Source organism: Haloferula sargassicola, assembly GCF_040362925.1.
GTDB lineage: Bacteria > Verrucomicrobiota > Verrucomicrobiia > Verrucomicrobiales > Akkermansiaceae > Haloferula > Haloferula sargassicola.
The window spans coordinates 76,900-93,324 of the sequence record NZ_BAABRI010000002.1 but is presented as its reverse complement, the minus strand read 5'-3'; the positions used below and the strand labels follow the sequence as shown (position 1 = coordinate 93,324).

The 16,425-nt window shown below is 66.0% G+C and carries 13 protein-coding genes; 4 read left to right on the top strand and 9 right to left on the bottom strand.

Going from position 1 to position 16,425, the window contains the following annotated elements; genetic code table 11:
• The first annotated feature begins 67 nt into the window (after positions 1–67).
• The gene (locus ABXH26_RS01925; RefSeq protein WP_353565341.1) at positions 68–763 is read left to right on the top strand and encodes an IS110 family transposase; all 696 of its coding nucleotides are present in this window, start codon (positions 68–70) and stop codon (positions 761–763) included.
• A gap of 244 nt (positions 764–1,007) precedes the next feature.
• Here the strand turns inward: ABXH26_RS01925 and ABXH26_RS01920 are convergent, their stop codons facing one another.
• From ABXH26_RS01920 to ABXH26_RS01880, 9 genes are all read right to left on the bottom strand, one after another.
• Positions 1,008–1,466, bottom strand: a complete 459-nt coding sequence (locus tag ABXH26_RS01920; RefSeq protein ID WP_353565340.1) for a hypothetical protein — start codon at positions 1,464–1,466, stop codon at positions 1,008–1,010.
• A gap of 103 nt (positions 1,467–1,569) precedes the next feature.
• Positions 1,570–1,962, bottom strand: coding sequence for a hypothetical protein (locus tag ABXH26_RS01915; RefSeq protein WP_353565339.1), 393 nt, complete (start codon positions 1,960–1,962; stop codon positions 1,570–1,572).
• A gap of 148 nt (positions 1,963–2,110) precedes the next feature.
• Positions 2,111–2,353, bottom strand: coding sequence for a hypothetical protein (locus ABXH26_RS01910; RefSeq protein WP_353565338.1), 243 nt, complete (start codon positions 2,351–2,353; stop codon positions 2,111–2,113).
• A 262-nt stretch (positions 2,354–2,615) separates the two neighbouring features.
• Positions 2,616–3,308 (bottom strand): hypothetical protein, encoded by a 693-nt coding sequence (locus ABXH26_RS01905; RefSeq protein WP_353565337.1) that lies wholly within the window; start codon positions 3,306–3,308, stop codon positions 2,616–2,618.
• Between the two features lie 585 nt (positions 3,309–3,893).
• Positions 3,894–4,361: a hypothetical protein gene (locus ABXH26_RS01900; protein WP_353565336.1), complete on the bottom strand. Its 468-nt coding sequence runs from the start codon at positions 4,359–4,361 to the stop codon at positions 3,894–3,896.
• Between the two features lie 1,071 nt (positions 4,362–5,432).
• Entirely contained in the window at positions 5,433–6,803 is a 1,371-nt protein-coding gene (locus tag ABXH26_RS01895) for an efflux transporter outer membrane subunit (protein ID WP_353565335.1), read from the bottom strand.
• Between the two features lie 16 nt (positions 6,804–6,819).
• On the bottom strand, positions 6,820–10,200 hold the full coding sequence (locus tag ABXH26_RS01890) for an efflux RND transporter permease subunit (RefSeq protein ID WP_353565334.1): 3,381 nt from the start codon (positions 10,198–10,200) through the stop codon (positions 6,820–6,822).
• Positions 10,197–11,417 (bottom strand): efflux RND transporter periplasmic adaptor subunit, encoded by a 1,221-nt coding sequence (locus ABXH26_RS01885; RefSeq protein WP_353565333.1) that lies wholly within the window; start codon positions 11,415–11,417, stop codon positions 10,197–10,199. The genes ABXH26_RS01890 and ABXH26_RS01885 overlap by 4 nt, the downstream gene beginning before the upstream one ends.
• A gap of 20 nt (positions 11,418–11,437) precedes the next feature.
• Entirely contained in the window at positions 11,438–12,061 is a 624-nt protein-coding gene (locus ABXH26_RS01880) for a TetR/AcrR family transcriptional regulator (protein ID WP_353565332.1), read from the bottom strand.
• Positions 12,062–12,324: 263 nt separating this feature from the next.
• On the opposite strand from ABXH26_RS01880, the gene ABXH26_RS01875 reads away from it, so the two are divergent.
• From ABXH26_RS01875 to ABXH26_RS01865, 3 genes are all read left to right on the top strand, one after another.
• The gene (locus ABXH26_RS01875) at positions 12,325–13,095 is read left to right on the top strand and encodes a ThuA domain-containing protein (protein ID WP_353565331.1); all 771 of its coding nucleotides are present in this window, start codon (positions 12,325–12,327) and stop codon (positions 13,093–13,095) included.
• 146 nt (positions 13,096–13,241) lie between these two features.
• Entirely contained in the window at positions 13,242–14,621 is a 1,380-nt protein-coding gene (locus ABXH26_RS01870; protein ID WP_353565330.1) for a basic secretory protein-like protein, read from the top strand.
• A gap of 84 nt (positions 14,622–14,705) precedes the next feature.
• Positions 14,706–15,788, top strand: a complete 1,083-nt coding sequence (locus ABXH26_RS01865; protein WP_353565329.1) for a hypothetical protein — start codon at positions 14,706–14,708, stop codon at positions 15,786–15,788.
• Positions 15,789–16,425: the final 637 nt, after the last annotated feature.

Sequence of the window (16,425 nt, the reverse complement as noted above, 5' to 3'; positions counted from 1 at the left end):
CAATCCGTGGGCTATCGCCCCGACACGAGGTCGCGGCGACCTATCCAACATCAATCGATTAGAGCGAATGAAAACGAACTCAGACACGACCCGCACACTCTACCTCGGACTCGACGTCCATAAAGAACAAACGATCATCGCGATCCTGGAGGCCTCCCGCGAGGCGGAACCCCGTCTCTATGGATCGGTCACCACCTCCCAGCATGCGCTGGAGCGCGCCGTGCGTCGCATCGCCAAACAGCAGGGCCGCAAGCTCCTCGACCTCCACGTCTGTTACGAGGCCAGCGGCTGCGGCTTCTGGATTGCCCGCAGGCTCCGGCAGATGGGCGTGCGTTGCGAGGTCATCGCCCCCTCGCTCATCCCCACGCGCTCCGGCGATCGCGTGAAAACCGACAAGCGGGATGCCGCCAAGCTCGCCCGCTCGCTGCGTGCCAACGACCTCGTCGCCGTCCATATCCCCGACGCGCTCGACGAAGCCATCCGCGACCTCTGCCGCGCCCGCACCGGCGCCGTCGACGACCTCTGCCGCGCCAAGACACGCCTGCTCGCGCTGCTCCGCCGCCTCGGCTACCGCTACAACGGCAAGACCCACTGGACCCAGGCCCACCGCAACTACCTTCGCGGGCTCAAGCTCCCCGATGCCGCCCACCATCGATCCGAACCACCGTGCGGCCATGACCCTCATCCTCCCCAGCTTCACCCAAGCACCGCCGCAAGCCGTGCCGTGGGAACGTGCGGCTGCGAACGACGGCTTTCACCGTAAAAGCGCCCATGCTTCGCCGCGTTTCCGGAAACCCCGCTCCACCGGCGACTCGCACCTCTCCCGGCGCGGGCGAATCCCGGAGCGATTCGCCCCGCGGCCCCCGCGGAGGCCGTCAAACGGCCATCCGCCGCCGCCCGATCACGGCAAGTCCTTGACCCACCGACGCGGATTGAAACCGCAAGAGCGATAGCCACACCGCCCATCCAACCCGCCTGGGCCCGTTCAACAACCGATAGCTTCGGGGCTACCGCCCGAAGCTATCTTTGGGTTGGGCTTTCTTTGCGAGTAACCTCGGATGCTCGAGGGCAAATTCAAAATCCTCTCTCCGCGAAAACGGCCACACCCCAAAGTCGAATTCGGGCCGACAATCTTTCGGATAGTTCCCGCATAGCCTCTGGAGAATATCACTAAGCGCCTTCGCTGCCCGCCTGAAGTATGGTTCGGAATCCGGCCACTCATATTCAACTTCGGAATGGAGGAATAGAATGCACCGTTCAAAATCGAGCTTCTGCCCGTCAGTAATCTTGAGTGGGTGAACGAGAAAATCATCGTAGCACAGCCAGATCGAATGCCAGATCGCATAGATTCCAGCATCCGCCGTATCCTCGAAATCTCTACGATCAAACTCGATATTAGTGATCGTTCCAGCAAGGAGCTGCCGAAGTGCTTCCGCGAATTTGAGGCGCTTTGGTAGATCGATCATTTTTTGCCCAACGTCTGAGGAATGGCGCACCGCCCCTCATGGCGGTGGCAGTATTCCCGTTGCCGGATGGAACCACGAAAACAGCTCTGCAACAAGCCCGCTGTCAGGTGTCGCCATCTCCGACTTGTTGGGCTTCTTGTTGGTCAGAACGAAAGGCCTCGATCTTCCTTCGGTCTTCTGCAATCTGTGGGGATAGAATCCGCTCATCTTTGCTCCAGTTCGGCGCGGAATACACACCGTTGCTCCCAATCCAGTAATCTTGTCGTCGGATAGCTCCATCGGAGTCTTCGGTGTAGTAGCTTAGAACTCGGGTAACCTCAGGAAACGGTCCGCCAGGCTTTGCTGTCCATGCATCTGCTGGTTGCCCCATCATAAGCTCCACCTCCTTCGCACTCTTCCCGAACAGCCCTGACGTCGCCTTCTGATACGCTCCACCATCAGGGGGGCTCTGGCAGGCCACCAGCGTTAGGGTCAGAGCACCGACTATCGATCTCATGAATTTTTGCCCATTGAGGTAGGGACGCCGGTCATCCGGCGCCCCCCTCGCAGATCCCGGCGTGCGGAACTACCGCACCGGGCGCCTCGGATGGACGCGCTTCGATTCCGCGACGCCGTTGGTTTCGGTTTCTGACTTCATCGTTTACTCATGCTCTCCCGGCTTGTCGAGCCTCCCGCCAGCTCCAGGGCAAGGGGGTTTCCAAGATCTTCGGCCGCGGCATCTTCCACCGCTCCCAGGCCTCGGCAAACTCCGCCCAGGTGAAGCTGCGCCGCTGGCTGCGGCGGTTCCACCCTTTGAAGGCCAAGCGCCGGAGGTGATGCAGCAGTTGCCACAAACGCACCGAATTCCCGATCACTCCGAAGTAGCGGCTGCGAACGACGGCTTTCACCGTAAAAGCGCCCATGCTTCGCCGTGTTTCCGGAAACCCCGCTCCGCCGGCGACTCGCACTTCTCCCGGCGCGGGCGAATCCCGGAGCGGTTCGCCCTGCGGCCCCCGCGGAGGTCGTCAAACGGCCATCCGCCGCCGCCCGATCACGGCAAGTCGTTGACCCACAGACGCGGATTGAAACCGCAAGAGCGATAGCCACACCGCCCATCCAACCCGCCTGGGCCCGTTCAACAACCGATAACTTCGGGGCGACCGCCCGAAGCTATCTTTGGGGTTCGAACATTTTTATTACTGCTGCGATCCGCGCGTGAAGCTTGTCGGTCGCCGGGCTAAAGCCAGCCCGATCAAGTTTGTCGAGAGCTTGACTCTCCTCCTTCGACCGTTCGTGGTCTCCGGCCGAATAGGGGCGCTCTGACTCCAATACCTTGTGCGAGATCTCAACGCCTCCGCGAACCACATACAACTTCTCCCCTGATTCCGAGTAAATCAGTCCATGAAGCGACCAATACAGGTCTTCGTTCTTCAGGGAGTGATCGCCGGGACCCTGGGTGTATTGCGCCATGAAGCTATACCCACGAAATCGACCGATCGAATGCCGCTCCACTTGGCCGAAAATATACCGAGAACTATTCGCGCCAGGGCCTTGTGGAACGAGATCGTTGGTCAGCTCCTTTTGGGACGTGAGAAGCTGATCGACCCGTTTGGCGAACAGGCTCAAGGATGGATACGCTCCGAAGTAATTGACCACTGTCGAATCTTCGAGCGGCGCGATATCGATCCAAAGTCCGTCGGCATACTTATACCTGTTGTGCTTGGGACCGGCACCTCCGGCCTCATAGAATGCGACCGTATGCTCAAGAGTCTTCGGCATTGGGATCCGCTCTGGATCTTCTGCCGCGGCTAAGAACCCCATGCTGCCAACAAGTGCTGCGATCACGAATTCGCGAAGGTTCATTTTGTCGAACAGTGTATTACCTCGACTCGTGGTATCCCGGGAAAAGCGATAGGGGATATCCCGGATTGAGGGTTCCACTGGGGTAGCGGTTCGTTGCGTGAGCGTCAATGTCCGAGACCAGCGCCTCGCCTCGGTCTGCTGTCCGCTGCCATTCAGAGTCTTGCGAAGAGCCCGAGCGGTCAGGGGAACGGATCCCACCGAGCTGGACAGCGCGATGGGCCGGGAGAGGAACTGGAGTCGGAGTATCCAGGTGATACCTCGAATCAGGATAACCCCTTGAAAAGGCGAAACCTGGCATTTCGTAGCAGCGACCCTGCAGCCCGAAGGCGGACCCGTGCGGTTCGGAGCCGGGACGGCGCGGTTCGGAGCCGGGAGGGCGCGGTTCGGAGCTGGGACGGCGCGGTTCGGAGCTGGGACGGCGCGGTTCGGAGCTGGGACGGCGCGGTTCGGAGCTGGGACGGCGCGGTTCGGAGCTGGGACGGCGCGGTTCGGAGCTGGGACGGCGCGGTTCGGAGCTGCGGTGGCGGAGGGTGGAGGTGGGGGAGGGCACCTCCGGAGTGCCACCCCCCACCTCCGAGGTGGGGGTCAAGGGGTGGGCTGGGGCCGGGTGGATTGCTCGAAGCGGGCGGAGAGGGAGTCGGCCAGGGCCTGGGCACCGGGGGCGCCGTCTTTTGCCGCGCGCTTGTAGGTGTTGTAGAGCGTCAGCGCGGTGGTGAAGGCCTCGCTGCCGGCCGCCAGGGTGGTGTCGTCCAGTTGTTGGGAAAGGGCGGCCACCGGGGCGAGGATCTGGGCGAGCTGGTCGAAGAGCCCCATGTCCCGCTCCAGCTCGGCGAGGTCGACGTACGGAGGCACCAGGTTCGGATGGTTCCGGGCGGCTTCCAGCGCCTCGGCGGTGAAGTAGCGCGTGCGGGTGGTCATCTTCGGCAAGGTCCGGCGCTCGTCCGGGGTGAGTCCGATCAGGAACGGCAGCAAGGCCTGGATCTCGGCGATCTTCGTTTTCACCTCTTGCAGGGCGGCATCACTCAACTCGGCGGATAGATTGGCGTAGGGCATAAGAATCTTTCAAGGTTCGCTTCGCGCTATGCGCAAAATATGCGGATAGAGCAAGCCATGAGTGCGACAACTTCCTCTCGGCGATCGGCCGGCCTAAAACCTCAGGCAAGACAAAGGGCGCGCGCCTGCAAACGGTCGGATCATTTTGGCGTGGCCTGCGGGCTGGAGGAGCAGCTGAGGCGTCAAGGTGGGACCGAGGGCGACGGAGTCCGGTGGCTTACACCACCGGCTCATGTCCGTGGGCCCCTCCGGGGCGCAAGGGAGTCGCTCGCTGAGATAGTGGGCCGCGATCGATCCCGCGCCGCAGGCGATACCGGTGTTTTGGGTGAGGCGATTCCACCACCCCTTCGGGGCGGGGTTCGCGCGGGGCCGGAGTCCGGTGGCTTGCACCACCGGCTCATGTCCGGGGCCCCTCCGGGGCGTAAGGAAGTCGCTCGCTGAGATGGCGGGCCGCGATCGATCCCGCGCCGCAGGCGATACCGGTGTTTTGGGTGAGGCGATTCCACCACCCCTTCGGGGCGGGGTTCGCGCGGGGCCGGAGTCCGGTGGCTTGCACCACCGGCTAATGTCCGGGGGCCCCTCCGGGGCGCAAGGAAGTCGCTCGCTGAGATGGTGGACGCGATTCCCAGGTGGCATGAACCCGGTTTGCACAGAGGCACAGAGGCACAGAGGCACAGAGGCACAGAGGCACAGAGGCACAGAGGCACAGAGGCACAGAGGCACAGAGGCACAGAGGCACAGAGGCACAGAGGCACAAAGGCACAAAGGCACAAAGGCACAAAGGCACAAAGGCACAAAGGCTCAGAGGCTCAGAGGCTCAGAGGCTCAGAGGCTCAGAGGCTCAGAGGCTCAGAGGCTCAGACGCTCAGACGCTCAGACGCTCAGACGCTCAGACGCTCAGACGCTCAGAGAAAATAGAGGAAAACGAAGAGGTGGGAGTCGGATGCGGAGCGAGTATAGCTCTCGTTGGCTCATCCTAACTCAGCGGACTGATGCCTTTCCTCTGGGCCCCTGCGATAAATCGGTTCGCTGCGCCACTGCGCACTCGAAGAACGGATCGAGATCCTGCTTTCACCGCTGCCAGCCGCCGCCGAGGGCCTGGATGAGGCGGGTGGCGGCGAGGGCGCGGGCGAGATCGACCGACAAGGCGGCGCGCTTTTCGGCCAGGGCGGTGCGTTCGGCATCGACGACTTCGAAGTAGTCGGTGATGCCGCGCTCGTAGCGCTTGCGGGTCAGCTCGGCGGCCTTGTCGGCGCTGCGGGCGCCGGTGCTGCGGGCGGAGGCGGCCTTGGCCAGATGGTGGGCATCGGCCAGCGAGTCTTCGGCTTCCCGCACGGCGGTCAGGAGGGTGTCGCGGTACTGTTCGAGGGCTTCGCGATAGACCGCTTCGGCGCGTTTGCGATCGGACAGCAACTGGCCACCCTGGAAGATCGGCACGCTCAGCTCCGGGCCCAGCGTCCACAGCTTGGAGCCGGAGTTGAAGAGGTCGCTGCTGTTGAGCGAGCGCACGCCGGTGCTGCCATTGAGCGTGAGGCGCGGCAGGTAGCTGGCGATGGTCAGGCCGATGCCTTCGCTGGCCGCGGCCAGCCGGCGCTCGGCGGCGGCGAGGTCGGGCCGACGGCGCAGCAGCTCGGACGGCACCGCGGCGACCGGCCCGGGAATGCGCGGGACGCGGCCGGTCGAGGCCAGCTGGAAGCCGGAGGCATTCCGGCCGGTGAGGTAGGCCAGCGCGTTCTCGTACTTCGTCCGCTGGGAGCGGAGCTGCTCCAGCTCGGCGAGCACGCTCTGGTGCTCGGTGACCGAGCGTTCGTAGTCGATGCGGCTGCTGGCACCGCCCTCGAAGCGGCTCTTCATCAGGCCGCTGGCCTTTTCCCGCAGCGTGGCGGTCTCCTCGAGCAGCCCGATTTCCGCCTCGGTGAAACGAAGGGAAACGTAGGCCCGCGCCACCTCGCCGCGCAGCGAGAGGATGGCGCCCTGGTAATCGTAGCGGGCCGCCTGGGCCTGCGCGGCGGCGACGCCGATCTGGCGGCGCACGCGACCCCACAGGTCGATCTCCCACGACAGGTTCAGCGCCGCGCGGTAGTCGTTGTAGGTGCCGGCGGAGAAGTTGCTGTTCGAGCTGTCGCCCTGGCGACGGGCGTAGGCATCGCCGGTGATGGCGGGAAACGCATCGGCCGCCGACAAGCCGAGCGCGGCGCGGGCCTGGTCGTAGCGGGCCAGGGCGGCGCGGCCTCCGGGGTTGTTTTCATCGGCCGCCTTCATCAGGCGCGCCAGCTCGGCATCGCCGAACATCGACCACCACGAGCCGGCGGCCGGGGGCTCGGTGAAGCCGGCGTGCTTGAAGGAGGCCTCCATTTTCTCCGGCGGCACCTCGAAGTCCGGACCGACGGCGCAGCCGGCGATCCACAGGGTGGCAAGTACGGGAACAATCGTAGATTTCACGGTGGCAGGAGGGATTTCAGGCTTCGACCGGCGGGCCGGCCGGGCTTTCCGCGGGAGCGGCATCGGTTTCCTTCAGCGCGAAGATCACGCTGAGCACGGCGGGCACGAGGAACAGGGTGAAGATGGTGCTGACCGTCAGGCCGCCCACGACCACCGCGCCGAGGCCGCGGTAGAGCTCCGAGCCGGAGCCGGGCATCAGCACCAGCGGCAGCATGCCGCCGACGGAGGTCAGCGTGGACATCAGGATCGGGCGCACGCGGCTGCGCACGCTTTCCACCACGGCGTCGAGCGGCTTGTAGCCCTCGGATTCGAAATTGAGCGCCTGGTGGACGATGAGGATGGCGTTGTTCACCACCACGCCGGCGAGGATCACGAAACCGAGGATGGTCAGCATGTCGAGATTCTGCACCGGCATGTAGCGGTCGAGCTTGCTCCAGCTGTGAACCATCGCCAGCCCGAGGAAACCGCCGAAGGTGGCCAGCGGGACGCTCAGCATGATGACCAGCGGGTACGACCAGCTCTGGAACAGGATGACCATCAGCAGGTAGATGACGACGAAGGCCAGCGCCATGGAGCTGGCGAGGGTGCCGAGCACGGTGCCATCGCCGAGCAGGGCCTGACGGATCTCCGCCAGCTGACCCGCCGAGCCGGCCAGGCTGACGCTCACGCCCGGCGGAATCGCGCCGGAGCTGCGCATGCCGTCGATGATGTGGTTCACGTCGTCGATCACCGTTTCCAGCGGCTCGCCGGCCGGCGGGGTGAGCTCGATGGTGACGGCGCGCTGGCGGTCGACGTGGCGGATCTGGTCGGGCCCGCGGACTCGCTGCAGGCTGGCGATCGAGCGCAGATCGACGATGGCGCCGCTGGGCGTGGCGAGCGGCATGTCGAGCAGCTTGTCGAGCGGCTGCTCGCCTTCTTCTTTCTCGATGAGGATCTTGATGTCCTTCAGCTCGCCGTTCTGCTCGTAGTCGCGGAACAGCAGCATGCCATCGCCGCCGGCCTGGATCGCCATGCCGAGGTCGGAGCGGGTCATGTCCAGCTCGCGCAGTCGCTCGTCGTTCGGCACGATGCGCATTTCATCGATGGGAAAGAGGAAGTTCGGCGGCTCGCTTTTCACCGTGGAGCCAGCGGGCATCTGCTGGCGCAGCGCGCCCATGGTGGCGGCGGCGGCGCCGGAGACGGCGTCGAGGTTCGCGCCGCGGAAATCGACCTGCACCGCCGACCCGGTGGACCCGCCCACGCGGAAGAGCGGCATTTGCAGCGCGATCGCGAAGGTGTCCGGCGTGGTCACGCCCGAGGTGGCCTGCTGGAAGGCGGGGATCAGGTCGGCGACCTTCTTCTTGTCCGCCGAAATGCCGCCGTGGAACATGCGGCCCTCGAAGGAAACGAGGAAGTAGTTCTCGAGCGCGGGCGGGATCACCGTTTCCCCCGAGCCATCCATCAGCGGCACCGGCTGGCGGTGATCCACCGGCGAGGGGTCGCCGCCGTTGAGCCGGGTCTCGATCTGATACTTGTCCTCGGTGGCGTCCCACAGCGGCTTGATGTTCTCCTCGATGCGCTGGCCCATCTTCGAGAGCGCGTCGAGGTTGTAGCCCGGCGGTGGGAAAAGGAGGCCGAACACCAGGTTGCGGTTCCCCTGCGGCAGGTAGTCGAGCGGCGGCAGCAGCACGCGCGTGCCGACGATGGTGACCACGGCGAAGGTGCCGATGACCGTCAGCCGCCGCGCCCAGGTGGCCGTGATCCACGAAACCGCGCCCGCCGACCAGTCGGGCATCTTTTCAAACATCAGCTCCACCGGGCGGAACGGTGCGCCGAGGATGCGGAAGAAGCGCGAGCCGAAGGTCTTGTCGAAGGCCGAGGGGCCGCCGTCCTTGTTCGGCCCCGTCAGCCACTTGCCGGCGGCGGTCGGGATCACGGTGAGGGAAACGACGAACGACAAGCTGACGGCCGCCATCAGGGCCAGCGCGATGTCGCGGAACAGCTGGCCCGCCTGCTCCTGGATCATCAGGATCGGCGCGAAAACGACGACCGTCGTAAGCGTTGAGGCGAGCACCGCACCGCCGACCTCGATGGTGCCGTCGCGCGCGGCGTCGAAGGGCTTCTTGCCCATCTCCAGGTGGCGGAAGATGTTCTCGATGACCACGATGGCGTTGTCGACCACCATGCCCACTGCGAAGGCGAGACCGGCGAGCGAGATGATGTTGATCGAGCGCCCGAGCAGCACCAGCACGGTGAAGGAGGCGATGGTGGAGACCGGAATCGCGATCGCGATGATCCCCACCGCGCGCAGGCTGCGCAGGAAGAACAGCAGCGTGATCGTCGCCAGCACGCCGCCGAGAACGAGGTTCGACCGCACCAACTCGAAGGCATCCTCGACATAAGTCGACGAGTCATAGGTTTGCACGAGCTCGAGGGTGCCATCGAGCCCCAGCTGGCGCGCCTTTTCCTCGAGCAGGCCGCCGGGCTTGTTGAAGTCGGCCACCTGGTCGTTGAGCAGCTGCATGGTTTCCAGCAGGTTGGCTCCGCGCTGGAGCTGGAAATTGAAGAAGGCCCCGCGCTGCCCGCGCGAACGGACCCAGGAGGTCGGCTCCTTCCACGCGTTGCGGATCGTGGACACGTCGCCCAGATAGACGGGTCCCGCCTCGTCGCGGAAGATGATCATTTCCGCCGCCGCCTCCGGCGTGTCGAAGCGACCCGTCGCGCGGATCCGGAAGTCGCGCTTCCCTTGCTCGATCTTGCCGCCGGAGAAGTTGGCATTGGCCGCGGAAATCCCCTGCCGCAACTGGGCGAAGGTGATCCCCCGCTGGGCCAGCGCCACGGGGTCGATCACGATCTGCAGCTCGGACGCCGTCGCGCCGCGCACCTGCACCTGGCTGATGCCGGGGATGCGCTCGAACTGCGGCTTCATGGTGCGGTCCATGAAATCGTAGAGCTTCGAGGTGCTGAACGCCGGGTCGGTCGAGAACAGACCGATCCACGCGATGTAGTCGGCCGACTCGGGGTCGACGTCCTCGACCACTGGCTGGAGCACGGCCTCGGGATACCCCGGGACTTCGTCGAGCTTCTGCAGCACTTCCTTTTCGGCCTGGCCGATATCCGTACCGGTCTCGAACTCGAGGCGGATCGTCCCCTGGCCGGCGGCGCTGGTGGAGATCATCGAGGACAAACCGGTGACCTCGCCGAGCACGCGCTCTTGTTCCTCCACGATGTCGGACTCGATCTCCTCGGCCGAGGCGTTCTCCCAGTTGGTGGTGACGGCGATGACCACGGACGACACCTCGGGCGTCATCCGCACCGGCACGCGGGTGATCGCGAGCACGCCGGTAAATACGGCAAGCATCGTACCCACCGCGATGGTGATGGGCTGCTTGAGCAGGAATTCGATGAGGGACTTCACGGCTTCGGAGCTTGGGCTGCGGACGTTTCGGCGCGGGTCTCGGACCACGGATGCGGATCGAGCGGGGTGCCGGGGAAAAGGCGTTCATTGCCCTCGACGATGACCGGCGCACCGGCTTCGAGCTCGGCCTTGGACAGCACGGCCTCGCCATCGCGCTCGAAGGCGACCTCGACCGGCACGCGTTTCGGCATCGGCGGGCCTTCGCCAGCGGACTCGGTGGTCCACACGAAATTGCCGTCGTAGCCCTGCATCACGGCATCGGAGGCGACGACCAGCCTTTCCTCGGGGCGCCCTAGCGGCACGCTGGCGTGGACCGAGGCCCCGGGCGTCAGGGCACCTTCGGTATCCGGAATGTGGGCGATCAGCACGAAACGGCGCGAGCGGCCATCGACATCCGGCACCAGCGACATGCGGTCGGCGCGGATCGAGCCCGGGCGGCCGGCGATGTGGATCTCGACCGACTCCGGCGAGGCTTCACGCAGCAGGCCGACGTAGCGCTCGGGCAACTGCAGCCACGCCTCGACCTCGCCGGTGGAAATCATGGTCACCACCGGCGTGCCCTCCGCCAGCCACTCCCCGAGCTCGGCGTGGCGGGCGACGACCTGGCCGTCGAATGGCGCCTTCACGTCCAGGTCGCCCTGGCGGACCTGCAGCAGTTCGAGCCGCTTCTGGGCAGCCTCGATCGCCTCATGGGCGGCGTTGGCGCGCGCATCGGCGACCTTCATTTCCCGCACGCTGTCGAGATACTCGCGCTCCGCCACGGCGCGCTCGTCCCACAGACCGCGCATCATTTCCTCGTCGCGCACGGCCCGCTCGTTCTCGGCCTCGCGCTGGGCCAGCTCGGCGCGGGCGGCGGTCAGCGTCGCCTCCGCCTCCTGCAGCTGGGCTTCCATCCGCCTCGGATCGAGCCGCGCGATGACCTGGCCTTCCTTGACCAGATCACCCTCGTCGACCTCCAGCGCCGACACGGCGGCGGACTCGCGGGCGGCCACTTCGGACCGGCGCACGGCTCGCAGCGAACCGGTGACTTCGAGGATTTCGACGACCTTCTTTTTCTCCGCCGGGCGGAAAATCACGGTGCTCGGCGGGTAGCCACCGGCACCCGCGCCGGCTTCTTCCGGCTTCGCGTCGCGCAGCGCCTTGAGGCCGAAGTAGGTGGTGACGCCCAGCAGCGCGAGGATCGCGAGCCAGGCCAGAGGAGTTCGGGATGAGGACATGACAAGGATGATTGGAAAGATCAGGCGGTGGCCGGAGTGACCGGCGGAAAATCAATGCCCAGCAGGCCGCCGATGGCCGGGGCGAGGTGGCGCACGCGCTCCGGATCGTCGTGGATCCGGGCCTGGGTCGAGGCGCCCTCGAGCAGGGAAAACAGGCATGCGGCGGTGGCAGCGGGATCGTCGAGCACGAGGTCGCCGCGGTCGCGCGCCTCGGCCAGGGTCCGCTCCAGCCGGTCCTGGAAACCATCGAGGATCTTGCGCGCCATGGCGGCCAGCTCCGGCTCCACGCCGGCGGTCTCACAGGCGATGCTGAAGTACGGGCAGCCTAGTACCCGGCCGTGCTCCAGCTGGCTTGCCCTGGCTTTTTCATACCAGTGATCGACCACCCGGCTGAGCCGTTCCAGCGGCGGCAAGCCGCTGCCGAACATCTCGTCGAGGCAGGTCGAGGCCTCGGTCTGCCACTTGTGCTCCAGCGCGGCCACCGCCAGCGCGCACTTCGAGGGGAAGAAGTGGTAGAAGCTGCCCTTGCGCACGCCGGCGCGCTCGCAGATGGCATCCACCGAGATCGCCGCGTAGCTGCGCTCCCACATCGCCTCGAGCATCGCCTCGAGCAATTTCATCCGCGCCTGGCTCACTGGTGGCATGGGCGGAGCCGTAGTTGACTAATCAGTCAAGTCAACGGAATTGAGCCGGAATTTTGCGAAGAAGCGTTGCTTGGCTCGTAAGTTCCCGAGCATCCCGGCCAACGCTGCGGCAGCGGATCGATGGTCCCGGCGGGCGCTCCACGGCAGGCTCCATCCGCGGGATGACGGGGAGCTGCATCGAGGGCTCGAGGTGGCGCGCGACTTCAACCCGCGGGGGAAGTCCTCGAAAAAGCGCGGCGGAAAGGCGAGTATCCCCGCGACCCATGAAGCTCCTCCTTTTCCTGGCCCTCGCCCTCGTCGTCCACGCCGAGCCGCTGCGCGTCTTCATCCGCGGCGGGGAAAAAACGCACGGCCCCGGGGCCCACGAGCACGAGCGTTTCCTCAACGACTGGAAGGTCCTGCTGGCCGAGCGCGGTGCCGTCACCGATGGCGCCAAGGCCTGGCCGACCGCCGAGCAGTTTGCGAAGACCGACGTGCTGGTGATGTATGCGCAGGACGGAGCCAATGCCAGCGACGAGGAAAAGGCCAACGTGGCCGCCTTCACCGCCCGCGGCGGCGGGATCGTGGTCATCCACACGGCCGTGGTTGGAGCCGACACCGAATGGTGGAAATCGGTGGTCGGCGGCGCCTGGGTCCACGGTGAAACCAAGTGGCGGGAGGGCCCGATGGAGCTGGAATACGTCAAGGACAGCGGCCGCACCCACCCGATCATTGCGGGCGCGAAGAACTTCGCGATGGACGACGAAATCTACTATGACCTCAGTATTTCGACCGACGTCACCGTGTTGGCCAAGAGCGACACCGAAGACGGCCACCCCCGCAAGCAGGCGCAGATGTGGACCTACGAAAAGGGCGACTACCGCGCCGTCGTCTGCATCCCCGGCCACCTCTACACTACCTTCGAGCGCCCCAACTATCGCGCCATCCTCTTGCGCTCCATTTCCTGGGCGGGAAAACGCAAGAACCTCGACGAGTTCTGCAAGCCCGAGGAGATCCAGGCCCTCGGCCAGCCGGATCTCGGGGTAAAAGAGTGAGCCCCCGCGTGTCGCAGCGCCATCCCGCCGAGATCGGTTTTCTTTCGGTGTCCGCCAAGCCGCCCCGCTGTCGAATCCCGATCCCGTCTTCCCTGCCGGTCTTCGCGGAAAGATCCGGCCGGAGCCGGCGGTATGCGGCCACTGCGATGTCCAAAACGCTCCATTCACTCCGCCGCGGATGGCCCGCGGCTTCGTTGTTCCTGCTCGCCACCACCACATGGTGCCAGGCCGCGGCCGAGGTGAAAATGGAGGCCAGTGCCGAGGGTTTCATCTTCGAGAAGATCCCCGCACCCGCCATCAATGACGCCGGCGCCGAAGCCCGCTGGAAGCTGGTCGACGGAGAGCAGGACAACTTTTCCGCCGACACCGCCGTGCTGGCGGATGGCACCGTGCCGCAGAACGAGGACGACCCGCGGGCGAATTTTTTCCTCAGCGGCACCACGGGCGGAAAGCTCGTCGCCGACCTCGGCGAAACCACCGAGATCGAGTCGGTCGGCAGCTACTCCTGCCACCCGCGCGAGCGGGCCGACCAGCTCTACCGGCTCTACGGATCCACCGGCACGGCCGGCGCTTTCAAGATCGCGCCGCCTGCGGGCAGCGACCCGAAGCAGTTCGGCTGGACGCTGCTGGCGACCGTCGACACCCGCTCCGCCAGCCAGGGAAAAGGCGGCCGGGTAGGCGTCGAGATCGGCGGTGAACGCAGCCGCGGCGTCGGGCGTTTCCGCTACCTGCTGTTCGACATCGCCCCGCCGGTGAAGGCCGGCGCCACGAGCAACACCTTCTTTTCCGAGATCGACGTGGTCGCCGCCGGTGCCAAGGAAACGCTGCGCCTGCACTCGAACAAGAAGGTCGTCCGCGAGTACGAGACGAAGGACGGCAAGTATCAGTTCGTGGTCGATGCCTCGCAGGCGCCCGACATGGTGCCGTGGGTGGAAAAAGAGCTTATCCCGATGTGCGAGGAGTGGTACCCGAAGCTCAACGCCATGCTGCCGAGCAAGGGCTACGAGGGGCCGGAAAAGTTCAGCCTGACCTTCAAGTCCGACATGCCCGACGGCGTCCCGGCCTACGCCGCGGGCGACGGCCTGTCGCTCAGCGCCGACTTTTTCCGCCGCGAAAAGGACCGGGAGGCCAAGGGCTGCGTGGTTCACGAAATGGTCCACGTGGTGCAGAACTACGGCTACGCCCGGCAGGTCAACCGCCACCCGAAGGACACCCCGGTGTGGGTTACCGAGGGCATCGCCGACTACGTCCGCTGGTTCCTCTACGAGCCGGAAAGCAAGGGCGCCGAGATCACCGAGGGCAACATCGGCTCCGCCCGCTACGACGGCAGCTACCGGATCACGGCCAACTTTTTCCACTACATCGCGGAAACCTACGACCCGCGGATCATCCCCGAAATGAACGCCGCCTGCCGCGAGGGCCGCTACGACGAGGAGCTGTGGAAAAAATGGACCGGCAAGCCGCTGCAGGAGCTGGGGGCGGACTGGCTGGCCGCCCAGCGCAAGCGCCTCCACCTCCGCCACTGAGCGCGCGGCCACGCTGACGAAATCCGCGCGGACGATGGCGGATTTCGGGTGGCGGCCCGCGGGGCCGCACCGTATGGGTAGGGCATGAAACCCTGCTTTTTCGCCGCCTTGGCGGGCCTGGCGATGCTCGGCGGCGCGATGGCCCGGACTTGGACCAACGCGGACGGCCGCACCCTCGAGGCCGAATACATTTCCAGCGACGGCACCCACGTCGTCTTCAAGATGGGTGAAAAGGAGGTGACCTACCCCTTGTCGAAGCTTTCCCAGGCGGATCAGGACTGGGTGGCGGAGCAGAACGCGCCGCCCGAGGAGGAAGCCGAGCCGCCGATGGATGAAACTCCGGACACCCCGCCGGCCGAACCGGAGCCGGACCTGCCGCCGCCGCCTCCGACGGGATACCGGGTCGGCCAGCCCATCGACCAGCCGCTCCACGACGATACCGCGGAGTATTTCGCCACCGGCACGCCGCAGCGCGTGTTCGAGGCGCTGAAAGAAGGCGCCTTCCCGGAGCAAAATCCCGGCAAGGCGGACGACTGGATCGCCCGCGGCGACCAGCAGGCCACGTATCGGCTCTACGTTCCCGGCGACTACGATGGCAGCCAGGAGTTCGGCCTCTACCTCCACCTGCCGAGCGGCAGCGAGGGCGACATCCCCGAAGCCTGGCGGCCGGAAATGGACGCGCGTCACCTCATCGGCTTGAGCATCGACCAGGCCGGCGACGACCAGCCGATGCTGCGTCGCGCCATGCTGGCGGTCGATGCCATCACCACCGTGGCGGCCACCTACAAGCTCGACCCGGCGCGCCGTATCATCGGCGGATCCGGCCCGGCAGCCCATGCCGCCATGCTGACGGCGGCGATTTTTCCGGCCGAGTTCACGGCCGTCATCAGCCAGGGCTCGGTCCAGGCGATGCCGCTGACCGGCAATGACGGCGGCGGCTTTCCCGGCATGGCCAAGCGGAACTTTCTGAATCGTCCGCTAGCCTATGTGAAATGGGTGGCGATCGTGGCCAAGGACGATGACGACCTGCCCGAGGCCACGCGGCTGGCGGCGGAGTGGGAGCATGAGGGCCTCGACTTCAAGCTGATCGAAAGCCCTGCAGGCTCCGGCGAAACCGCCCCGGCCAAGGATTTCGCCGAGGCGATCAAGTGGATCGAAGAACCCTGAGGCAGAACCAGCGGCGGGCCAGGCGGAATGGGCGCCGCGCCTGGCGGGGGCGGCGGGCATTGACCGCCGGGCAGGGCGGCCACGGTGAGGGACAGGTGGACGGGCTTGGTGATCCGGGGAGCGATCGCTTTCAGGGACTCGAACCCGCTCTCCCGGCACGCCCGCTGCAAAACCCCTGCCCGGCGGTCGATGCCCGCCGCCCCCGACGCGGTGCCCGCCGGGCGGAGAATCTTGGAAAAGGACGGGGCGAAGCGATGGGAGACCTTGCAAGCCATGGCAACTCTAGGTCGGTCGCTGCCCACAGGGGGGCGGCGGGCATTGACCGCCGGGCGGGGCGGCCACGGAGAGGGACAGGTGGACGGGCTTGGTGACCTGGGAAGCCATCGCTTTCAGGGACTCGAACCCACTCTCCCGGCACGCCCGCTGCAAAATCCCTGCCCGGCGGTCGATGCCCGCCGCCCCCGACGCGGTGCCCGCCGGTCGAAGAATCTTGGAAAAGGACGGGGCGAAGCGATGGGAGACCTTGCAAGCCATGGCAACTCTAGGGCGGTCGCTGCCCACAGGGGGGCGGCGGGCATTGACCGCCGGGCGGGGCGGCCACGGAGAGGGACAGGTGGACGGGCTTGGTGACCTGGGA

What these genes read in the sequence shown, in the direction of transcription:
- ABXH26_RS01880 (WP_353565332.1), bottom strand. Translation starts at nt 12,061, where the DNA reads ATGCCACCAGTGAGCCAGGCGCGGATGAAATTGCTCGAGGCGATGCTC.
- ABXH26_RS01900 (WP_353565336.1), bottom strand. Translation starts at nt 4,361, where the DNA reads ATGCCCTACGCCAATCTATCCGCCGAGTTGAGTGATGCCGCCCTGCAA.
- ABXH26_RS01865 (WP_353565329.1), top strand. Translation starts at nt 14,706, where the DNA reads ATGAAACCCTGCTTTTTCGCCGCCTTGGCGGGCCTGGCGATGCTCGGC.
- ABXH26_RS01925 (WP_353565341.1), top strand. Translation starts at nt 68, where the DNA reads ATGAAAACGAACTCAGACACGACCCGCACACTCTACCTCGGACTCGAC.
- ABXH26_RS01915 (WP_353565339.1), bottom strand. Translation starts at nt 1,962, where the DNA reads ATGAGATCGATAGTCGGTGCTCTGACCCTAACGCTGGTGGCCTGCCAG.
- ABXH26_RS01870 (WP_353565330.1), top strand. Translation starts at nt 13,242, where the DNA reads ATGTCCAAAACGCTCCATTCACTCCGCCGCGGATGGCCCGCGGCTTCG.
- ABXH26_RS01885 (WP_353565333.1), bottom strand. Translation starts at nt 11,417, where the DNA reads ATGTCCTCATCCCGAACTCCTCTGGCCTGGCTCGCGATCCTCGCGCTG.
- ABXH26_RS01875 (WP_353565331.1), top strand. Translation starts at nt 12,325, where the DNA reads ATGAAGCTCCTCCTTTTCCTGGCCCTCGCCCTCGTCGTCCACGCCGAG.
- ABXH26_RS01920 (WP_353565340.1), bottom strand. Translation starts at nt 1,466, where the DNA reads ATGATCGATCTACCAAAGCGCCTCAAATTCGCGGAAGCACTTCGGCAG.
- ABXH26_RS01905 (WP_353565337.1), bottom strand. Translation starts at nt 3,308, where the DNA reads ATGAACCTTCGCGAATTCGTGATCGCAGCACTTGTTGGCAGCATGGGG.